The 17,482-nt window shown below is 67.9% G+C and carries 19 protein-coding genes; 5 read left to right on the top strand and 14 right to left on the bottom strand.

The genetic code is table 11. The features are described from left to right. Positions 1–106 precede the first annotated feature (106 nt). On the bottom strand, positions 107–370 hold the full coding sequence (locus ABQJ56_RS03620) for a DksA/TraR family C4-type zinc finger protein (protein WP_367843617.1): 264 nt from the start codon (positions 368–370) through the stop codon (positions 107–109). 247 nt (positions 371–617) lie between these two features. Between ABQJ56_RS03620 and ABQJ56_RS03615 the strand changes: the two genes are divergently transcribed. The 3 genes from ABQJ56_RS03615 to ABQJ56_RS03605 all read left to right on the top strand — a co-directional run bounded on the left by ABQJ56_RS03615 (position 618) and on the right by ABQJ56_RS03605 (position 3,679). Further along, positions 618–1,319 (top strand): pirin family protein, encoded by a 702-nt coding sequence (locus ABQJ56_RS03615; protein ID WP_367843616.1) that lies wholly within the window; start codon positions 618–620, stop codon positions 1,317–1,319. A 105-nt stretch (positions 1,320–1,424) separates the two neighbouring features. Continuing rightward, positions 1,425–2,213 carry a DUF899 domain-containing protein gene (locus ABQJ56_RS03610; protein ID WP_367843615.1) on the top strand — a complete coding sequence of 263 codons (789 nt, stop codon included), beginning with the start codon at positions 1,425–1,427 and terminating at the stop codon, positions 2,211–2,213. Beyond that, the gene (locus tag ABQJ56_RS03605) at positions 2,210–3,679 is read left to right on the top strand and encodes a DHA2 family efflux MFS transporter permease subunit (RefSeq protein WP_367843614.1); all 1,470 of its coding nucleotides are present in this window, start codon (positions 2,210–2,212) and stop codon (positions 3,677–3,679) included. Before ABQJ56_RS03610 ends, ABQJ56_RS03605 begins: the two co-directional genes overlap by 4 nt. 54 nt (positions 3,680–3,733) lie before the next feature. On the opposite strand, the gene ABQJ56_RS03600 is transcribed toward ABQJ56_RS03605, so the two are convergent. Together ABQJ56_RS03600 and ABQJ56_RS03595 are read right to left on the bottom strand one after the other, a co-directional pair. After that, positions 3,734–4,126, bottom strand: a complete 393-nt coding sequence (locus ABQJ56_RS03600; protein ID WP_367843613.1) for a TonB-dependent receptor — start codon at positions 4,124–4,126, stop codon at positions 3,734–3,736. Between the two features lie 166 nt (positions 4,127–4,292). Next, positions 4,293–5,195, bottom strand: a complete 903-nt coding sequence (locus ABQJ56_RS03595) for a sulfotransferase family protein (RefSeq protein ID WP_367843612.1) — start codon at positions 5,193–5,195, stop codon at positions 4,293–4,295. A 188-nt stretch (positions 5,196–5,383) separates the two neighbouring features. Between ABQJ56_RS03595 and ABQJ56_RS03590 the strand changes: the two genes are divergently transcribed. Continuing rightward, entirely contained in the window at positions 5,384–6,307 is a 924-nt protein-coding gene (locus tag ABQJ56_RS03590; protein WP_367843611.1) for an MBL fold metallo-hydrolase, read from the top strand. A gap of 183 nt (positions 6,308–6,490) precedes the next feature. Here ABQJ56_RS03590 and ABQJ56_RS03585 read toward each other — a convergent pair whose 3' ends face one another. The 11 genes from ABQJ56_RS03585 to cmk form a co-directional block, all read right to left on the bottom strand. After that, positions 6,491–6,925, bottom strand: coding sequence for a GNAT family N-acetyltransferase (locus tag ABQJ56_RS03585; RefSeq protein ID WP_367843610.1), 435 nt, complete (start codon positions 6,923–6,925; stop codon positions 6,491–6,493). A 1-nt stretch (position 6,926) separates the two neighbouring features. After that, positions 6,927–7,286, bottom strand: coding sequence for a tRNA-binding protein (locus ABQJ56_RS03580; RefSeq protein WP_367843609.1), 360 nt, complete (start codon positions 7,284–7,286; stop codon positions 6,927–6,929). Continuing rightward, positions 7,283–8,581: an NAD(P)/FAD-dependent oxidoreductase gene (locus tag ABQJ56_RS03575; RefSeq protein WP_367843608.1), complete on the bottom strand. Its 1,299-nt coding sequence runs from the start codon at positions 8,579–8,581 to the stop codon at positions 7,283–7,285. Before ABQJ56_RS03575 ends, ABQJ56_RS03580 begins: the two co-directional genes overlap by 4 nt. Before the next feature lie 166 nt (positions 8,582–8,747). Then, positions 8,748–9,623, bottom strand: coding sequence for a UTP--glucose-1-phosphate uridylyltransferase GalU (gene galU, locus ABQJ56_RS03570; protein WP_367843607.1), 876 nt, complete (start codon positions 9,621–9,623; stop codon positions 8,748–8,750). Next, the gene (locus ABQJ56_RS03565) at positions 9,624–11,522 is read right to left on the bottom strand and encodes a polysaccharide biosynthesis protein (protein WP_367843606.1); all 1,899 of its coding nucleotides are present in this window, start codon (positions 11,520–11,522) and stop codon (positions 9,624–9,626) included. Beyond that, positions 11,509–12,534 carry an MraY family glycosyltransferase gene (locus ABQJ56_RS03560; RefSeq protein ID WP_367843707.1) on the bottom strand — a complete coding sequence of 342 codons (1,026 nt, stop codon included), beginning with the start codon at positions 12,532–12,534 and terminating at the stop codon, positions 11,509–11,511. The genes ABQJ56_RS03565 and ABQJ56_RS03560 overlap by 14 nt, the downstream gene beginning before the upstream one ends. Further along, positions 12,531–13,703: a lipopolysaccharide assembly protein LapB gene (gene lapB / locus ABQJ56_RS03555; RefSeq protein ID WP_367843605.1), complete on the bottom strand. Its 1,173-nt coding sequence runs from the start codon at positions 13,701–13,703 to the stop codon at positions 12,531–12,533. The genes ABQJ56_RS03560 and lapB overlap by 4 nt, the downstream gene beginning before the upstream one ends. Continuing rightward, the gene (locus tag ABQJ56_RS03550; protein ID WP_367843604.1) at positions 13,700–13,957 is read right to left on the bottom strand and encodes a DUF1049 domain-containing protein; all 258 of its coding nucleotides are present in this window, start codon (positions 13,955–13,957) and stop codon (positions 13,700–13,702) included. The genes lapB and ABQJ56_RS03550 overlap by 4 nt, the downstream gene beginning before the upstream one ends. 261 nt (positions 13,958–14,218) lie before the next feature. Beyond that, positions 14,219–14,593 carry an integration host factor subunit beta gene (locus ABQJ56_RS03545; RefSeq protein ID WP_367843603.1) on the bottom strand — a complete coding sequence of 125 codons (375 nt, stop codon included), beginning with the start codon at positions 14,591–14,593 and terminating at the stop codon, positions 14,219–14,221. A 3-nt stretch (positions 14,594–14,596) separates the two neighbouring features. After that, a complete protein-coding gene (gene rpsA / locus ABQJ56_RS03540) occupies positions 14,597–16,270 on the bottom strand; it encodes a 30S ribosomal protein S1 (RefSeq protein WP_367843602.1) in 1,674 nt (557 codons plus the stop codon). 161 nt (positions 16,271–16,431) lie between these two features. After that, a complete protein-coding gene (cmk, locus tag ABQJ56_RS03535) occupies positions 16,432–17,112 on the bottom strand; it encodes a (d)CMP kinase (protein ID WP_367843601.1) in 681 nt (226 codons plus the stop codon). Positions 17,113–17,205: 93 nt separating this feature from the next. Here cmk and ABQJ56_RS03530 point away from each other — a divergent pair, with 93 nt between their 5' ends. Next, positions 17,206–17,463, top strand: coding sequence for an acyl-CoA-binding protein (locus ABQJ56_RS03530; protein ID WP_367843600.1), 258 nt, complete (start codon positions 17,206–17,208; stop codon positions 17,461–17,463). The last annotated feature ends 19 nt before the right edge of the window (positions 17,464–17,482 follow it).

Raw genomic sequence — 17,482 nt, 5'->3', positions numbered from 1 at the left:
TCGTATCGGACAAAGAGGCGAAGTGTCGCCCAGGCAGGCTGGGCAGTGCATGAACGCGCGCCGCCGTTGCTGGCGCGGCATGCCGTGTCCGCCTGATTCCCGGCCGTCAGCGCAATTGGCTGTCCTTGCTGCCGCGCCGGTTGTAGAGGTTCGCGGCGCGTTCGGCGTCCTGTGCCTGCTGGCAGGCCACGCACAGGCGCACGCCGGGCACGGCCTGGCGACGTGCCTCGGGAATCGGGGCGTCGCATTCCTCGCAGCGAACGAGGCTGGGCCCTCGCTTCAGCTGGCTGCGGGCGCGCCGCACCGCATCGGCGACGGTCGCGTCGATCTGCTCCTGCACGGCGCCGTCGCCGGCCCAACCGGTAGCCATGGAAACCTCCGCGGCGTCTGTGGATGGTTGAACGTGGAATATGCGGCCAGGCGGCGGCGATTTCCAGCATGCAGCCGAGCGGGCGTTCAGGCGGGCAAGGCGCCATCACGCGGCGCTGACCGGTAACGTCATCGAATGCGGGGCCGCGAAATGGTGCGTCCGGGGCAACGATCCGTTCGTCCGCCGGGGGTTTCGCCCGGCCCGGGCGACCACCATCCTGTGGCGACCTCTCGATGGAGCATCTCCCATGATCGAACGTCGTCCCTTCGACCGCCTCGGCGGCGCCGACCACGGCTGGCTGAAGGCGAAACACCATTTCTCGTTCGGCGGCTACCACGAGCCGGCACGCATGGGCTGGGGCGCGCTGCGCGTGTGGAACGACGACACCATCGCGCCGCACACCGGCTTTCCGCCGCATCCGCACGCGGACATGGAGATCATCACCTATGTGCGCGAAGGCGCGATCAGCCACCAGGACAGCCTTGGCAACAAGGGCCGCACCGTGGCGGGCGACGTGCAGGTGATGAGCGCGGGCAGCGGCATCACCCATGCCGAATACAACATGGAAGACGAGACCACGCGCATCTTCCAGATCTGGATCATCCCCGATGCGCACGGCCAGCCGCCGTCATGGGGCACGCGGCCGTTTCCCAAGGGCGAACGCGCCGGGCGCTTCGTGGCGCTGGCCAGCGGCGTCCCCGGCGACGACGACGCCATGCCCTTGCGCACCGACGCGCGCGTGCTGGGTGCCACGCTGAAGGCCGGCGAGACGGCGGAATACGCGATGGCGCCCGGTCGCCACGGCTACCTGGTGCCGGCCCGCGGCTCGGTGGAACTGAACGGCGTGAAGCTGGAAGCCCGCGACGGCGCGGCGATCCGCGACGAGCCCACGCTGCGCGTCACCGCGCTGGAGGATGCCGAGCTGGTGCTGGTGGACGTGGCCGCCTGAAGCTTCGCCCCCCTGCCGTGATGGCAACCGGGTGTTGGCGGGGCATTGTCGATACCGGCCTGCCCCGCTCGTCGTCTTCAGGAACCCCAAGCCTGGAGACGCCCGATGCCGACACTCCCCGCCATTGCCAGCCGCGAGACCTGGCTGACCGCCCGCAAGGAACTGCTGGCCGCCGAGAAGGCCGCCACCCTCATGCTGGACCGGCTGAACGCGCAACGCCGCGCCCTGCCGATGGTGCCGGTGGAAAAGCCCTACCTGTTCGACACGCCGGATGGCGAAGCCACCTTGCTCGGCCTGTTCGAGGGCAGGCGCCAGTTGATCGTGTACCACTTCATGTTCCACCGCGACCGCGGCGAAGGCTGCCACGGCTGCTCCTTCCTGGTGGACAACATCGGCCACCTCGCGCACCTGCACGCGCGCGACACCACGCTAGCGCTGGTCTCGCGCGCGCCGCTGGCGGAGCTGCAGCGCTTCCAGGCGCGCATGGGCTGGAAGCTGCCGTGGTATTCCTCCTGGGGCAGCGACTTCAACCACGACTTCCACGTCACCCAGGACGAGTCCGTGGCGCCGCTGGAATACAACTACCGCGACAAGGCCGAGATGCTCGCGCGCGGCGAGCACGGCAACCTCGCGGGCGAGCTGCCCGGCATCAGCGTGTTCCTGCGCGATGGCGAGCGCGTCTTCCACAGCTATTCCAGCTATGCCCGCGGGCTGGACATGCTGCTGACCACCTATCACTACCTCGACCTCACGCCGTCCGGACGCGGCGAGGGCTGGGACGGCATGCCCGATCTCGACGGCAAGGGCATGGGATGGCAGCGCCTGCACGACCGTTATGATGACGCGGCCGCCCCCATCCCGGCGACCGCCTCCTGCTGCGGAGACCAGCCTTGAACGTTTCCGCTGCCGCATCCGTGCCACACGACCGCCGCTGGCTGGCGCTCGCCGTGCTCTGCCTCGGCGTGCTGATGATCGTGCTGGACACCACGGTGGTGAACGTGGCGCTGCCTTCCATCCGTGCCGACCTGCACTTCACCGGAACCGGCCTGGCCTGGGTGGTGAACGCCTACATGCTCACCTTCGGCGGCTTCCTGCTGCTGGGGGGCCGACTGGGTGATCTGTACGGCCACCGGCGGCTGTTCCTGCTGGGCATTGCGCTGTTCACCCTGGCCTCGCTGGCCTGCGGGCTGTCCGCCACGCAGACGATGCTGGTGGTGGCACGCGGCGTGCAGGGACTGGGTGGCGCGGTGGTCACCGCGGTGGCGCTGTCGCTGATCATGAACCTGTTCACCACGCCCGGCGACCGCGCCAAGGCGATGGGCGTGTACGGCTTCGTCTGCTCCGGCGGCGGCAGCCTCGGCGCCCTGCTCGGCGGCGCGCTCACTGGCGCACTGAACTGGCACTGGGTGTTCCTGATCAACCTGCCGATCGGCGCGGCGGTGCTGCTGCTCTCGCTGCGCCTGCTGCCGGCATTGCGCGTGACGCTGGCACATCGGCACCTCGACGTGGCCGGCGCGGTCAGCGTCACGGCCGCACTGCTCTTGGCGGTGTACGCGGTGGTGAACGGCAACGCGGCGGGCTGGCTGTCGGCGCGCACGCTGGGACTGCTTGGCGTGGCGGCGGCGATGTTCGCGATCTTCCTTGCCCTGGAGGCGCGGGTGCGCGCACCGCTGGTGCCGCTGGGCCTGTTCCGCCTGCGCAACCTCGCCGTGGCCAATGTCACCGGCGTGCTGTGGGCGGCGGCGATGTTCGCGTGGTTCTTCCTGTCAGCGCTGTACCTGCAACTGGTGCTGGGCTACCGCCCGCTGCAGGTGGGGCTGGCCTTCCTGCCGGCCAATCTCATCATGGCGGCGTTCTCGCTGGGCCTGTCGGCGAGGATGGTGATGCGCTTCGGCATCCGCGTGCCGCTGGCGGCCGGGCTGCTGCTGGCCGCGCTGGGGCTGGCGCTGTTCGCGCGGGCGCCGGTGAACGGCCATTTCGTGGCGGACGTGCTGCCCGGCATGCTGCTGCTCGGCCTGGGCGCCGGCATCGCATTCAACCCGGTGCTGCTGGCAGCGATGGGCGATGTGCCGCCCGGGGAATCCGGCCTGGCCTCGGGCATCGTCAACACCGCCTTCATGATGGGCGGTGCGCTGGGCCTGGCGGTGCTGGCCAGCGTCGCCGCGGCGCGCAGCGATCACCTGCTGGCAGCGGGCAACATGCAGACCGTCGCACTGGTGGGCGGCTACCAGTCCGCCTTCCTGCTCGGCGCATGGTTCGCCACGCTGGCGGCCTTGCTGGGTGGTGGCCTGCTGCGCCCTCGCCCCCACGCAGCTTCGTCGCATGAGGGGCTTCCACCCCGGGCCGCGGAGGAGTCGTGAATCGGGTCACTGGTTGCCATGCAGCGCCGACTGCATGGCAACCGGAAGCCGGCATCAGGCCGCGGCTTCGGCCCGGCCCGACTGGCGCACCAGCCAGATCATCAGCAAGGCCGCCAGCAGCACCCCCAGCGAGGCTGCACCAAGGACTGGCGCGAGCACAGGTTCCGACAGCACGCCGCCATAGAGCAGCAGCAGGCCCACGCACATCACGATGGCGGCGGCCTGATGCAGCACGAACTGGGTCGTGGCAAGCACCTTGCCGGGGCGATCCAGCCACAACCGGTGGATGATGCCGTAGATGAAAGACACCGCGAAGCCGACCAGCAGGATGTGCGCGTGCGCCACCCGTTGCGCGTGGTTCTTCGATGCGGCCATGTACAGGCCCACGCACATGCCGGCCACCAGGTAGCCGAGCGCCCACACCAGGTATTTCCTGTCGAAGTTCATGCCGTCCCCTCCCGTTGAAGGATACCCACCGCCATTGCGATACCACATCACCCCTGTCACGCCGGGGTAGCGTATACCGCTTCGTACGGCTTGCCCCAGCCGGCGGGCTGGGTGACGGCCCGGTGGCCAGCCAGCCGCGGTCGCCTGCCGCGGCCGTGCATGCGCTTCACCGCGACAGGTAGCGGACCTTGCGTCCGGTGTCCTGTTCATCGCCCTTGCAGCAGCGGCGCAGTTCCTCGTATGGCGTCAGCTTCCGCTGCAGCCACTCCCGCATCTTCGGCCCGAACAGGCTCTCGGCCTTGTCCCGCGTCTGGCCCGGCAGGCCGCTGAGCGCTTCGCGCTTCCACGGCTCGCTGTCCAGGTCGGCGATCAACTGGTCGCAGCTGGCATCGAGTTCGGCCGCGGCATCGATCTGCAGGAACTCGCAAAGGCGGCGCCACTCGCGATGCATGTCGCTGGTCAGGTCGTCGAGGAAGACGAAGTGGTGGTGCGGCTGCCGCGCATGTTCGCGGTGGATCTGCGCAGCACGGTTCCAGCGCCGCGACCAGTGCACGGTGCCGCCGCCGAAGGCGTTGTTGTTTTCGTAGCGCAGGTTCGCGTCCGCGATCGAGGCCAGCACGTCCTCGCCGGGGCGGATCACGTGGATGAAGCGCGCGTCCGGCACATAGTGTTCGATCTCGGGGATGTAGAGCAGGTGATACGGCGTCTTTTCGATCCAGGCCGTGCGTCCTTCGGCGTATGCGCGCGCGTCGAGCAGGCCGATGAAGCGGCGCACGCAGCCCGCGGTACGCAGCAGCCGCGGCAGGTGCGCCGCTGCTTCGCGCGCCAGGCAGCGCTGCAGCATATCCAGCGCCTTGTATGCCCGCTTGTGGGCGAATCCCAATCGTTGCCGCAGACGCCGCCGTTGCGGCCTGACGTCACGATCGCCCCAGCGCCACTTGAGGTCTCCGCACAGGCACTCGAAAAACGCCGTTTCCGGCAGGGTCAGCACGGCCGGATGCCGCGCCAGCATCGCCTGCACAAGCGTGGTACCGGAGCGCGGGCAACCGACGACGAAGATACGTTGCATGGGTCGCCCCCTGTGCTGGCACGGATGTCACATGAACTGGTTTACTGCTAACGCACGAATTTGCGCAAGGTTGACACCATTCCCGGACGCTCGCCGGGTGTGTGAAACCGCCACGCTTCGACCAAGGTTCAACGGAGCGCGACAGGTGCGTTTGCTACGCTGCGCCATTCACCGTGGCGGGACCGGACATGACGACCCAGGGCATCCACACCATCGACACCGGCTTCGTGCGGCCGCGCTTCGATGCCGCCTACCTCGTCCTGGAGCATGGCCGTGGCGCCTTCGTCGATTGCGGCACCAACCACGCGGTGCCGCGCATGCTGGCCGCGCTGGACGATGCCGGCCTGGCGCCCGCGGACGTGGACTGGCTGATCCTCACCCACGTGCACCTCGACCATGCCGGCGGCGCGGGCGAGCTGATCGCGCGCCTGCCGAACGCCAAGCTGGTGGTGCACCCGCGCGGCGCACAGCACATGATCGACCCCTCGAAGCTGTGGGCCGGCGCCAGCGCGGTGTACGGCGAGGACGTGATGGAATCGACCTACGGCCGCCTGCGCCCGGTGCCCGCCGCACGCGTGGTCGAGGCGCCGGACGGCCATGTCGTCGACCTCGCCGGCCGTGCCCTGCACTGCCTCGGCACGCCCGGCCACGCGAAGCACCATCTCACGGTGCACGACGTGCGCAGCAACACCTGCTTCACCGGCGACGTGTTCGGCCTGTCCTACCGCGACTTCGACACCGCGAGCGGCCCCTTCATCCTGCCCACCACCTCACCGGTACAGTTCGACCCCGAAGCCCTGCACGCATCGATCCGCCGCCTCGTCGCGCTGGACCCGATCGCGATGCATCTCACCCACTACGGGCGCGTCGAGAACGTGCCGAAACTCGCCGATGACCTGCATGCGCAAATCGACGCGATGGTGGCCATCGCGCAGGCCGCCCGCGACAAGCCCGATCGCCATGCCGCGCTGGTGCGCGCACTCACCGACCTTTATGCCGCGCGCGCCGCTGCGCATGGCTGGATGCAGGGACGCGCGGCGCTGATCGCGCTGCTGGGGATGGACATCGAGTTGAACGCGCAGGGCCTGGGGGTGTGGCTGGATCAGCAGTGAGGCCTTGCCGGCTGCGCGTGGCGCGGCCACCGCAACCGGTGCGATCCGGTTCGCTGCAAGCCGGGGGCCCTCAACTGCCCTGAACCCGCGCCATCCCTGATGCCTGCCCTTGCGGGCCGGCTGCGCCGGCAGGTCAGGCAAGCTCTCGCCGGGCGGGAGAGGTGAAAGAAGCAGGCACCCGGCTCACTTCAGCCGCTTGCCATACGCATGCTGCGTCTTGACCCGCGCATACCCAAGGCTCTCGTAGAACGGATGCGACCCCTCGCGCATCACGTTGGAGCGCACACCGATCGCCTCGAAACCCTGCGCGAGCGCCCACCGTTCGGCATCCGTCACCAGTGCGCGACCGATGCCCGTTCCCCGCGCCGCGGCGTCCACCACCAAGCCCGCGATCTCGACGCGCTCGCCCGACTCCAGCGTGAGACGGCGCTCGACCGCGATCCAGCCGAGCAGACCGCCACCCTCGCCCTGCGCCAGCGTCACGTGATGCCGTGGCAGCGGCAGGATCGCACGCAGCCGGGCCTCCATCGCCGCCATCTGCACCGGATAACCGAGCTCGCCGGCCAGCCGCGCGATCTCCGCGGCGTCCTCGATGCGCGCCGGGCGCAGCGCGTTCATTTCAGGCCAGCCGCGTGCCATTCGGCACCGGGCGCTCGATCGCGGTGAGCACCACGCCGTCGGGCGTGGGGAAGCCGGTGAGCAGGAACTGCGAGCGGAACGGACCGATCTGCTTCTCGGCGAAGTTGATCACGCCCACGATCTGCCGGCCCACCAGCTCCCCGGCCTTGTACAGCGCCACGATCTGCGCGCTGGTCTTCTTCTCGCCATAGGGGCCGAAGTCGGCCCACACCTTCCACGCCGGCTTGCGCGCCTCGGGAAAGGCCTCCACCCTGGTCACGGTGCCGGCAACGATCAACACCTTCTCGAAGTCGGCCCAGCCGATCTCGCTCGCTTGGCCCGTCACGTTCGTTTCGCTCATCCTTCCAGCCTCGTCTTGAATCCGTCGCGCGCCTGTTGCCACCAGTAGCTGCATTGCGCAGCGAGCAGGCCGAACGGCTTGTGTGCGCCGGCCAGCCCGTAGTCCTCGAACTGGCGCCAACCTTCGTCGCCTTCGGCGATCGCTGCGGCAAGCAGTTCGCCTGCCGCGCAGGTGGGCGCCACGCCATGGCCACCGAAGGCTTGCGCCCACCACAGGCCGGCGTCCTCGCCCTCGCCGCGGCCGAGTTGCGGCATCTGGTGACGCGCATAGCTCATCAGGCCGGACCATGCGAAGTCGATCTTCGCATCCTTGAGTTGCGGGAACACCCGCGACAAGTCATGCCTGAGCAGGCGCTGCACCGCCTGCGGCGAGCGGTTGCGGATGGAGATGCGGCCACCCCAGAGCAGCCGCGTGTCCGGCAACGGGCGGTAGTAGTCGAAGGCGAAGCGACTGTCGTAGACCGCGGCGCGCGTCTGCAGGCATTCGCCGAGACGGTGGCCCAGCGGTTCGGTGGCCATCACGTAGGTGGCGATCGGCAGCACGGCACGGTCGATTTGCTTGCGCAGGCCGGCGAGATAACCGCCGCAGGCCAGCACCACCTGCTCGGCCAGCAACTCGCCGTGCGGCGTGCTGAGCAGCCAGCGCGAACCTTCGCGCTGCAGACGCCACACTTCGCTCTCTTCGTGGATGCGCACGCCCTGCCCGCTCGCCGCGGCAGCGAGACCGATCGCGTAGTTGAGCGGATGCAGGTGCAGCGCATTGCGCTCGTACAGGCCGTCGTAATAGCGATCGCTCCGCACGCGCTCGCGCAGTTCCTCCCACGGCAGCCAGTCCCAGTACGTGCCGTAATGATCGGCCAGCAGCTGCTGGCGCCTGCGCAGCACATCGGGATCGCGGAACCAGTTGGCCCAGATCACGCCTTCGTCCACCGCGTCGCAGGCGATGGCGTATTTCGCCACGCGCTCGCGGATGCGTCGTACCGCCGCCGTGGTGAGGCCGAACAGCGCGCGGGCGCGCGCCTCGCCGAGCTGGTAGAGCAGGGCCTGCTCGCCCAGCGAATAGCCGGCGAACACGAAGCCGCCGTTGCGCCCGGAGGCGCCGAAACCGATCTGTTCTCGCTCCAGCAGCACCACGTCGCGCACGCCACGTTCGGCCAGGCCCAGCGCGGTGTTGAGCCCCGCGTAGCCGCCACCCACGATGGCGATGCGCGTTTCCTGCCGCCCTTGCAGCGGCACATACGCCTCATACGGTGTGGCCGTGGCACGGTAGTACGACGGAACCGGTGGTTGCTTCATGCGCTTTCGCCCCTGTGCGACCGCGAAGCATCCGAGCATAGCCCAATCACCGCACCGGCCTCATCCCAGGCAGGCACGGTTCGCTGCGGCCATCTTGCACCGCGATCACGACGGGATGCCGCCACGATTCCGGCGCGACTGGGGCGTGCCCCGGCCGACTACGGCATCAAGGCGTGGCAGCAGCCTCGCGCACCACCGGCGCCAGTGTCGGATCCTGCAGCGCCATGTGCATGGTGGCGCGCACCAGGCCAGCCTTGTTGCCGCAGTCGAAGCGAGTGCCTTCGAAGCGATACGCCAGCACCTTGCCCTGCTCCTTGAGCAGCGCCTCGATCGCATCGGTGAGCTGGATCTCGCCACCCGCACCCGGGGTGGTCTGCTCCAGCAGTTCGAAGATGCGCCCCGGCAGCACGTAGCGGCCCACCACGGCAAGGTTGGACGGCGCCTCGGCAGGGCTGGGCTTCTCCACCATGTGGCGGATGCGCGCGCTGCGTTCGTCGACCGGCACGGCATCGACGATGCCGTACTTGTCGGTCTGCTCGTGCGGAACTTCCTCCACGGCGATCACGCCGGCGCCTTCCCGTTCTCCGACCTCGGCCATCTGCCGCAGCGCGCCCTTGCCGGCGCCATTCCAGATCAAGTCGTCGGGCAGCATCACGCCGAACGGTTCGTCGCCCACCACCGGCCTGGCGCACAGCACGGCATGGCCGAGGCCCAGCGCCTCGGGCTGGGTGACGAAGATCGCGCGCACGTGTTTCGGCAAGGTGCCCTGCACCAGCGCAAGCAACGCATCCTTGCCTTTCTCCTGCAGCTTCGCCTCCAACTCGTAAGCTTTGTCGAAGTAGTCGGCGATGGCGTGCTTGTAGCGATTGGTGACGAAGATCAGCGTGTCGGCGCCGGCGTCGACTGCCTCGTCCACCGCGTACTGGATCAGCGGCTTGTCCAGCACCGGCAGCATTTCCTTGGCGACCACCTTGGTGGCGGGCAGGAAACGCGTGCCCAGACCTGCGACCGGGAACACCACCTTGCGCAACGGCTTGCTCACTCACATCTCTCCCGTGTTTTCCTGACGGCGAATCGAGACCACGTTGTCCGGCTGCGCCGTCTCGCTCCAGCGGAACGAGGGCAGCAGGCCGGAGACGCAGCGCCGCAGCTCTTCGTCGTTGTCCGTGGCGACCATCTCGGCCGCCTTGTGCATCATCGCCTGCAGCAGCTCCCACGACACCTGGCGGTGCTGGGCCAGGAAAATCTTGGCGTGCGTCGTTGCACTGTACTGTTCCAGCGGATGGAACAGTTCCTCGAACAATTTCTCGCCGGCACGCAAGCCGGTGTAGACGATCGGAATCTCGCTGCCGGGCTTCTTGCCCGCGAGCCGGATCATCTGCTCGGCAAGGTCGCGGATCTTCATGGGTTCGCCCATGTCCAGCGCGAAGATCTCGCCGCCCTTGCCGAGACTGGCCGCCTGCAGGATCAGCTGGCAGGCCTCGGGGATGGTCATGAAGTAGCGCGAGATTTCCGGATGGGTCACGGTGACCGGGCCGCCCGCGCGGATCTGCTGGCGGAACAGCGGCACCACCGAACCGGCCGAATCGAGCACGTTGCCGAAACGCACCGTGATGTAGCGGGTGTCGGCGTGCGCGTTGAGGTTCTGGCACCAGATCTCGGCGATGCGCTTGCACGCCCCCATCACGCTGGTGGGGTTGACCGCCTTGTCGGTGGAAATCAGCACGAAGCATTCGACGCCCGCGTCGCGCGAGAGGTCGGCCATCGTGCGCGTGCCCAGTACGTTGTTGAGGAAGGCGGCGCGCAATTGGCCCTGCAGCATCGGCACATGCTTGTAGGCGGCGGCGTGGAACACCACCTGCGGCTGCGTCTCGGTCAGCACCTTGCGCATCAGCACGCTGTCGCCGCAGCTGGCCAGCACGCCCTCGAGCAGCAGTTCCGGATAGTTTGCGCGCAGCTCGCGGGTGATCTGGTAGAGGTTGTATTCGCTGTGGTCGACCACGACCAGCGATTGCGCGCCCAGCCGTGCCACCTGGCGGCACAGCTCCGAACCGATCGAACCGCCGCCGCCGGTCACCAGCATGCGACGGCCACCGATCGTCTCGCGGATCGCCGTCCAGTCCAGCTCCACCGCGTCGCGGCCAAGCAGGTCCTCGATCGCCACTTCCTTGATCTCGTTGAGCTGTGCGCGGCCGGCCACCACGTCGTCCAGACGTGGAATCGTGCGGTACGGCAAGCCGCTGGCATCGCACAACGCCACCACCCGGCGCATCTCGCTCACGCTGGCGTTCGGCAACGCGATCAACAGCATTTCCACCGCCGCCTCGCGGGCGATCTCCGGCAACTGCGCGAACTGGCCCAGCACCGGACGCCCGTTGATGCTGGCGCCGCGCAGCGCAGGGCGATCGTCAAGGAAACCCACCACCGCGTAGCCACCGTCGCGATGGAGATCGCGCGACAACACCTCGCCGGCGCGATCCGCGCCGATGATCATCACGCGGCGCACCGAACGCTCCCCGGCCACGCCGCGGCGACTGTCCTTCCAGTAGCGATAGGCCAGCCGCGGCACACCAAGCACCGTTGCCAACACCGCCGGATACAGCAGCAGCATCGAGCGAGGCACACCCTCCAGCCGGTCGAACATCGAAAGCAGCAGCCATACCGCCGCCGAACCGAGCACCACGGCGCGCAGGATGTTCCACAGGTCCGGCAGGCTGGCGAAACGCCAGACACCCTTGTACAGGCCGGTCCAGCGGAAGATCAGCCCCTGCGCCAGCAGCACCACGGGGAACTCGAACCAGCGGAAGTGCATCACGTCTTCCGGCCGTACCGCGTAACGCAGCAGCTTGGCGATCCACCAGGCCAGCGCGGCCATGGCCAGGTCATGCAGCATGACCGCCACGCGGGGATGGATGATGCCGACGAGCCTACGCAGCGACATGGGGATCCTTTGGCAGACGGCGCCGCAGGCAGCGACGCTTGAGCAGCATCCAGAAGGCGGCCGCGGCCAGATAGGCGCCCATGGTAATCAGCCAGCCCGCCCCAGGATGACTCCAAGCCAACCAGGCCAGCGGCGCGGCAAGCAGCAAGTTCCATGTCATGTAGATCGCGCCTCCCCCGGCATGCGTGAAACCGCACCTGACCAGCCATTGGTACAGATGCTCGCGATGCGCAGTGTACCAGCGCCGCCCGCGGAGAAATCGCGTCAGCAGGGTCAGGCTGGCATCCGCGACGAACGCCGAGGACAGGATCAGTGCCGGCCACAGCAACCGTGTCTCAACCCGCCACAGCATCGCCGTGAACGCGAAGATCAGCAGCCCCGTGCTGCCACTGCCCACATCGCCCATGAAGATGTGCGCCGGCGGGCGGTTCAGGCACCAGAAGCCGAGGCTGGCCGCGGCTAGACAGCCGGCCGCAGATGCCAGCCCCGGCTGCCCGGCGTCCCAAGCCAGCCAGGCCAGCCCACCTCCCACGAACATCGCCTGCTGGGCGAGCAGGCCATCGATGCCGTCCATGAAATTGTGCAGGTTGATGCTCCAGGCCCCGGCCAGCAGCAGCACGGGCAGCCACCACCATGACAGGCCGTTCACGCCCAGGCTTGCGGCGAACAGCAGCACGGCCAGCGACTGCGCACCGAAACGCGGCAGTATCGGCAGGGAGCTGTGGTCGTCCCACCAGCCGGCCAGCGCCACCAGCACCAGGGCCGCCAGCAAGCCGACCACCACCACGGCAGCCCAGGGCGCTGCCGCACCAAGCAGCGCGCCAGGCAGGCAGACGATGCTCGCGATGACGATGCCGATGCCGCCGCCGCGCGGCGTGGGAATGCTGTGCGAACGCCGCTGACCGGGGCGGTCCAGCATCCCGCGGCGATGCGCATAGGCAATCGCCGCGCGTGCCGACAGCCAGGCGATGACGAACGACAGCAGCAACCATCCGATGGCCACGGGCGTCACTCGTTGGCGACGCCGTGGATGGGACGGATCGTGCTCCAGCTCTTGCAGCTCGGACACTGCCAGTGGTGCGCCTTGGCGCCGAAGCCGCAGCGGCTGCAGCGGTACATCGCCTGCCCTTCCAGCAGCTTCCGGGTGAGGTCGCGCAGTATCAGGAAGTTCTCGCGCGCCTCGCCCTCGATCCGGTCCATGGTGGCATCGATCAATGCCATCAGGCCGCGCACCGAGGGGCGCTGGCGCAGTTGCGCGGTGAGGAAACCCACCGACGCCCGCCGGCCGTCGCGTTGCTGGTACAGCCGGGTCAATGCCAGCACCGGCGAGATGCCGTGGTAACGCTCCAGCAGCTCGCGCAGGAAACGCTCGGCGCGGTCCATCTGCTGCGAACAGGCGTAGCTGTTCAGGAGTGGCGGCAGGATCTCGGGCACGAACGCGATGTCGGCGCCGATCGCCGCCTCGTAGGCCTGCACCGCCTCGGCATGCTGCCCTTCCTCGGCCTGCAGCCGCCCGGTCAGCATCCAGGCGCGCACGCAATCGGGTTGGCAGTGGAAAGCCTGTTCGAGGTAGTCGCGCGCCTCGACCCGGGCGCCGTGCTGGCGCGAACGGTCGGCCAGCTCGCAATAGAACTGCGCGATCATCGGCGCCTCGTCCTCACCGGTCATCACCTCCAACCGGCGCGCATGCTCGATCGCCTTGTTCCAGTCACGCTCGTGTTGGTAGATCGCGATCAGGTGGCGCAGCGCCGAGGGCGCATGGGCATTCATCGCCACCAGGTCGGCAAACAACGCCTCCGCACGATCGAGCAGGCCTGCCCGCATGTAATCCTCGCCCAGTTCCAGCAAGGCCACGGTCTTCATCGGTTCGGACAGGTTCGGCCGCGACACCAGGTGCTGGTGCAGGCGGATCGCGCGATCCACCTCGCCGCGGCGGCGGAACAGGTTGCCCAGCGCGAGATGCGTCTCCACCGTGTCGCGGTTGTACTCGGCCAGGCGCAGGAACACCTCGATCGCCTTGTCCTGCTCCTCGTTGAGCAGATAGTTCAGGCCACGGAAATAGTCCGAAGAGAGCTCGTTGACCGCCGCGCCGGATCGCCGCGCGCTGGCGCGGCGGGAAGCCCACCAGCCCAGCGCGAAGGCGAGGATCGCCAGTGGCAGCAGCACGTACCAGGGCATCATGCGTCGACCGGTTTCCTGACGGTCTCCTTGCGGCGCTGCCGTTGCAGGCGCCGCTGCCGCAGGCTCACGCCCAGCCATGCGCTGAGCCCGCCCAGCAACCAGCCCAGCACCAGCGCAGCCAGCAAGGCCGCTCCCTTGGGCAGTTGCAGGCGGACAAGGACGAAGTCGTAGCCCACCAGTTCGGCGTTGAGCGCGCCCACCACCACGCCGGCGGCGACGAAGAACACGAGGATGAGGATCACGATCAGGCGCATCCGCTGACTTTACCCGATCAGCCATGCGCGACACAGCAAGCAAACCAGGTCACGCTGCTGCGATTCAGCACCAATCATGAAGAGCGCGGCCATGGATGGCCGCCCGCTTGACTCTCGCGATCAGGGATCGATCGCAAAAGAAACGAAAAACGCGGCCATGGATGGTTACCCGTTTGATCCTGGCGACCAGGGATGAACCCAACAATAAAGGCAGGATCGGCTTGCGCCGCCTGCCTTGGTGCATCCGGTCCGTATGCAGTGTCAGGTTGCCGCGGCTTCTTCCAGCCGCAGGTTGACGCGTTCGCGCAGTTCCTTGCCCGGCTTGAAATGCGGCACGTGCTTGCCGGGCAGCGCCACCGATTCGCCGGTCTTGGGGTTGCGCCCCATGCGCGGCGGCCGGTAATGCAGGGCAAAGCTGCCGAAACCGCGCACCTCGATCCGCTCACCCTGGGCCAGCGCCAGGCTCATCTGCTCGATCACGCTCTTGACCGCCAGCTCGACATCGGTGAACGCAAGGTGGGTCTGGCGCCTGGCCAGCGCCTCGATCAATTCGGATTTGGTCATGGTCCCCGTGTCCGCGACGTGTGTCCTGCGCTGCGTGGCGCGGGGCGATGCCGCCCCGCGCCAGTTGCGCAACGCTTACTCGGCCTTGTTGAGCTGTTCCTTGAGCAGCGCGCCGAGCTTGGTGGTGCCACCAGCCGCCGAGGAGTACTCGGCCAGCGCTTCCTGCACGTCTTCCTCGTCCTTGGCGCGGATCGACAGCGAGAGCTGGCGGCCCTTGCGGTCCATGCCGGTGAACTTGGCCTCGACCTTGTCGCCCACCTTCAGATGCTGGGTGGCGTCGTCGATGCGCTCCTTGGCGATGTCGTTGGCGCGCAGGTAACCCTCCACGCCCTCGCCCAGGTCGATCACCGCACCCTTGGCGTCCACTTCCTTCACCGTGCCGGTGACGATGCTGCCGCGCGGGTGGTTGCCCATGAACTGGCCGAACGGATCCTGCTCCATCTGCTTGATGCCGAGCGAGATGCGCTCGCGCTCCGGATCCACCGCCAGCACCACGGCCTCGATCTCGTCGCCCTTCTTGAAGTTGCGCACGAGGTCTTCGCCGGACATCTGCCAGGAGATGTCGGACAGGTGCACCAGGCCGTCGATGCCGCCGTCCAGGCCGATGAACACGCCGAAGTCGGTGATCGACTTGATCTGGCCGGACACCTTGTCGCCCTTCTTGTGCATGGCGGCGAAGGCTTCCCACGGGTTGGAACGGGTCTGCTTGATGCCCAGCGAGATGCGGCGACGCTCTTCATCCACGTCCAGCACCATCACTTCGGTCTCGTCGCCGACCTGCACCACCTTGGCCGGGTTGACGTTCTTGTTGGTCCAGTCCATCTCGGACACGTGGACCAGGCCTTCGACGCCCGGCTCGATCTCGACGAAGCAGCCGTAGTCGGTGACGTTGGAGACCTTGCCGAACAGGCGCGAGCCCACCGGGTAGCGGCGCGAGATGTTCACCCACGGATCGTCGCCCAGCTGCTTCAGGCCCAGCGAAACGCGGTTGCGCTCCTTGTCGAACTTCAGCACGCGCACTTCCAGCTCGTCGCCGACGTTGACGACTTCGCTCGGATGACGCACGCGCTTCCACGCCATGTCGGTGATGTGCAGCAGGCCGTCGATGCCGCCCAGGTCCACGAACGCGCCGTAGTCGGTGAGGTTCTTGACCACGCCCTTGATGATCGCGCCTTCGACCAGGCGCTCCAGCAGCTGCTCGCGCTCGGCGGAGAACTCGGTCTCGACGACGGCACGGCGACTGACCACCACGTTGTTGCGCTTGCGGTCGAGCTTGATGATCTTGAACTCGAGTTCCTTGCCCTCGAGGTAGGTCGGCTCGCGCACCGGGCGCACGTCGACCAGCGAACCCGGCAGGAAGGCGCGCACGTCCTTGATGTCGACGGTGAAGCCGCCCTTGACCTTGCCGGAGATCATGCCCTTGATGGTCTCTTCCTTGTCGAACGCCTCCTCGAGGTCGTCCCACACCATCGAGCGCTTGGCCTTTTCGCGCGACAGCTTGGTTTCACCGAAGCCGTCCTCAAGCGCCTCGAGCGCCACCTTCACGGCGTCGCCAACGTTCACTTCGAGGGTGCCGTCTTCGCCCTTGAACTGCTCGATCGGGACGATGCCTTCGCTCTTCAGGCCCGCGTTGATCACGACGACGTCGTTGCGGATCTCCACCACGATGCCGGTGACGATGGCGCCGGGCTTCAGCTTGGCGATGGCCTGCTGGCTCTGTTCAAACAGTTCGGCAAAACTTTCGGTCATGTTGATTCCAGAATGGGAAAGGATGGCTGCGACAGGGTCTGTATCGGCAACGATCCACCGGTTGGGGTGCCTTCGGAACGCCCGTGCGGGAGCCCGTCGTCACCTGTGGTTGAATCCCCCGCCATCAATGGCCGGGGAACGGAAACCGCCGCGCCCGCCCGCTAGGGCTGCACGACGGCGAGAACTTTTGCGACTACCTGATTGATGTCCATGCCGGTGGTATCCACCAGCACGGCCTCCGGCGCGGGCTTCAGGGGGGCGACCGTCCGCGACGCATCGCGGTGGTCACGCGCCTCGATCTCGCGCTGGAGACTCGCTAGTGTAACGTTGAGTCCCTTTTCCTTCAACTGCTTATAGCGCCTTCTCGCCCTTTCGGCGGCACTGGCGGTGAGGAACACCTTGAACGGTGCATCGGGGAAGATCACCGTGCCCATGTCGCGCCCGTCGGCCACCAGTCCCGGCGCCTTGCGGAAGCCCAGTTGCAGTTCCACCAGCGCCTGCCGCACCGGGGCGATCGAGGCGATCGCCGAGGCCGCCGCACCGGCAGTCTCGGTGCGCAGCTCGTCGGTGGCATCGTGGCCGTTGACCAGGATGCGGGTGTCGCTGCCATCGGCATTGGCCTGGAAGCGGATCCGGGTGGCCTGTGCGCAACGGGTCACCGCCTCGGCGTCGGACAGGTCCAGCCCCGCCGCCCCTGCTGCATAGCCCACCGCCCGATACAGGGCGCCCGAATCGAGCAGCCGCCAGCCCAGGTGCTCGGCCACCCGCCGGCTGATCGTGCCCTTGCCCGAACCCGAGGGGCCGTCGATGGTCAGCACGGGAACGGGCGCGGTTCGGCTCATGACGGATCCTGTCGGGCAAAGGGAATCGCATGGTATCGCGCCGGCCCGTGCGGCATCGCGTAACATGACGGAATTCCGCAGCGCCGATCCGCCATGAACGAGCTTCGCCACGCATTCGAACAGGCTGCCGAGGCCGTCAGGCGGCTGGACCAGCGCCCCGACAACGACACCCTGCTTCGGCTCTACGCGCTCTACAAGCAGGGCTCGGAGGGCGACGCGCACGGCGGGCAGCCCGGGTTCTTCGATTTCGTGGGCACCGCCAAGCACGCGGCCTGGATGCAGCTGCGCGGCGTTTCGCAGGACGCGGCAATGCGCCGCTACATCGCCCTGGTGGAGCAGTTGCTGGCCTGAATCGGCGCTTGCGTCCGCG

The organism is Rhodanobacter geophilus (assembly GCF_040812275.1).
Taxonomy (GTDB): Bacteria; Pseudomonadota; Gammaproteobacteria; order Xanthomonadales; family Rhodanobacteraceae; genus Rhodanobacter_A; species Rhodanobacter_A geophilus.
The sequence above is the reverse complement of the archived record's forward strand: the minus strand, read 5'-3'. Positions and strand labels throughout refer to the sequence as shown.

Excerpts from the sequence above, each read along its gene's own strand:
- ABQJ56_RS03530 (WP_367843600.1), top strand. The coding sequence starts at position 17,206 with ATGAACGAGCTTCGCCACGCATTCGAACAGGCTGCCGAGGCCGTCAGG.
- ABQJ56_RS03595 (WP_367843612.1), bottom strand. The coding sequence starts at position 5,195 with ATGCAACGTATCTTCGTCGTCGGTTGCCCGCGCTCCGGTACCACGCTT.
- ABQJ56_RS03585 (WP_367843610.1), bottom strand. The coding sequence starts at position 6,925 with ATGAACGCGCTGCGCCCGGCGCGCATCGAGGACGCCGCGGAGATCGCG.
- ABQJ56_RS03550 (WP_367843604.1), bottom strand. The coding sequence starts at position 13,957 with ATGCGCCTGATCGTGATCCTCATCCTCGTGTTCTTCGTCGCCGCCGGC.
- ABQJ56_RS03580 (WP_367843609.1), bottom strand. The coding sequence starts at position 7,286 with ATGAGCGAAACGAACGTGACGGGCCAAGCGAGCGAGATCGGCTGGGCC.
- ABQJ56_RS03575 (WP_367843608.1), bottom strand. The coding sequence starts at position 8,581 with ATGAAGCAACCACCGGTTCCGTCGTACTACCGTGCCACGGCCACACCG.
- ABQJ56_RS03600 (WP_367843613.1), bottom strand. The coding sequence starts at position 4,126 with ATGAACTTCGACAGGAAATACCTGGTGTGGGCGCTCGGCTACCTGGTG.
- ABQJ56_RS03590 (WP_367843611.1), top strand. The coding sequence starts at position 5,384 with ATGACGACCCAGGGCATCCACACCATCGACACCGGCTTCGTGCGGCCG.
- ABQJ56_RS03610 (WP_367843615.1), top strand. The coding sequence starts at position 1,425 with ATGCCGACACTCCCCGCCATTGCCAGCCGCGAGACCTGGCTGACCGCC.
- ABQJ56_RS03565 (WP_367843606.1), bottom strand. The coding sequence starts at position 11,522 with ATGTCGCTGCGTAGGCTCGTCGGCATCATCCATCCCCGCGTGGCGGTC.
- cmk (WP_367843601.1), bottom strand. The coding sequence starts at position 17,112 with ATGAGCCGAACCGCGCCCGTTCCCGTGCTGACCATCGACGGCCCCTCG.
- lapB (WP_367843605.1), bottom strand. The coding sequence starts at position 13,703 with ATGATGCCCTGGTACGTGCTGCTGCCACTGGCGATCCTCGCCTTCGCG.
- ABQJ56_RS03620 (WP_367843617.1), bottom strand. The coding sequence starts at position 370 with ATGGCTACCGGTTGGGCCGGCGACGGCGCCGTGCAGGAGCAGATCGAC.
- ABQJ56_RS03615 (WP_367843616.1), top strand. The coding sequence starts at position 618 with ATGATCGAACGTCGTCCCTTCGACCGCCTCGGCGGCGCCGACCACGGC.
- rpsA (WP_367843602.1), bottom strand. The coding sequence starts at position 16,270 with ATGACCGAAAGTTTTGCCGAACTGTTTGAACAGAGCCAGCAGGCCATC.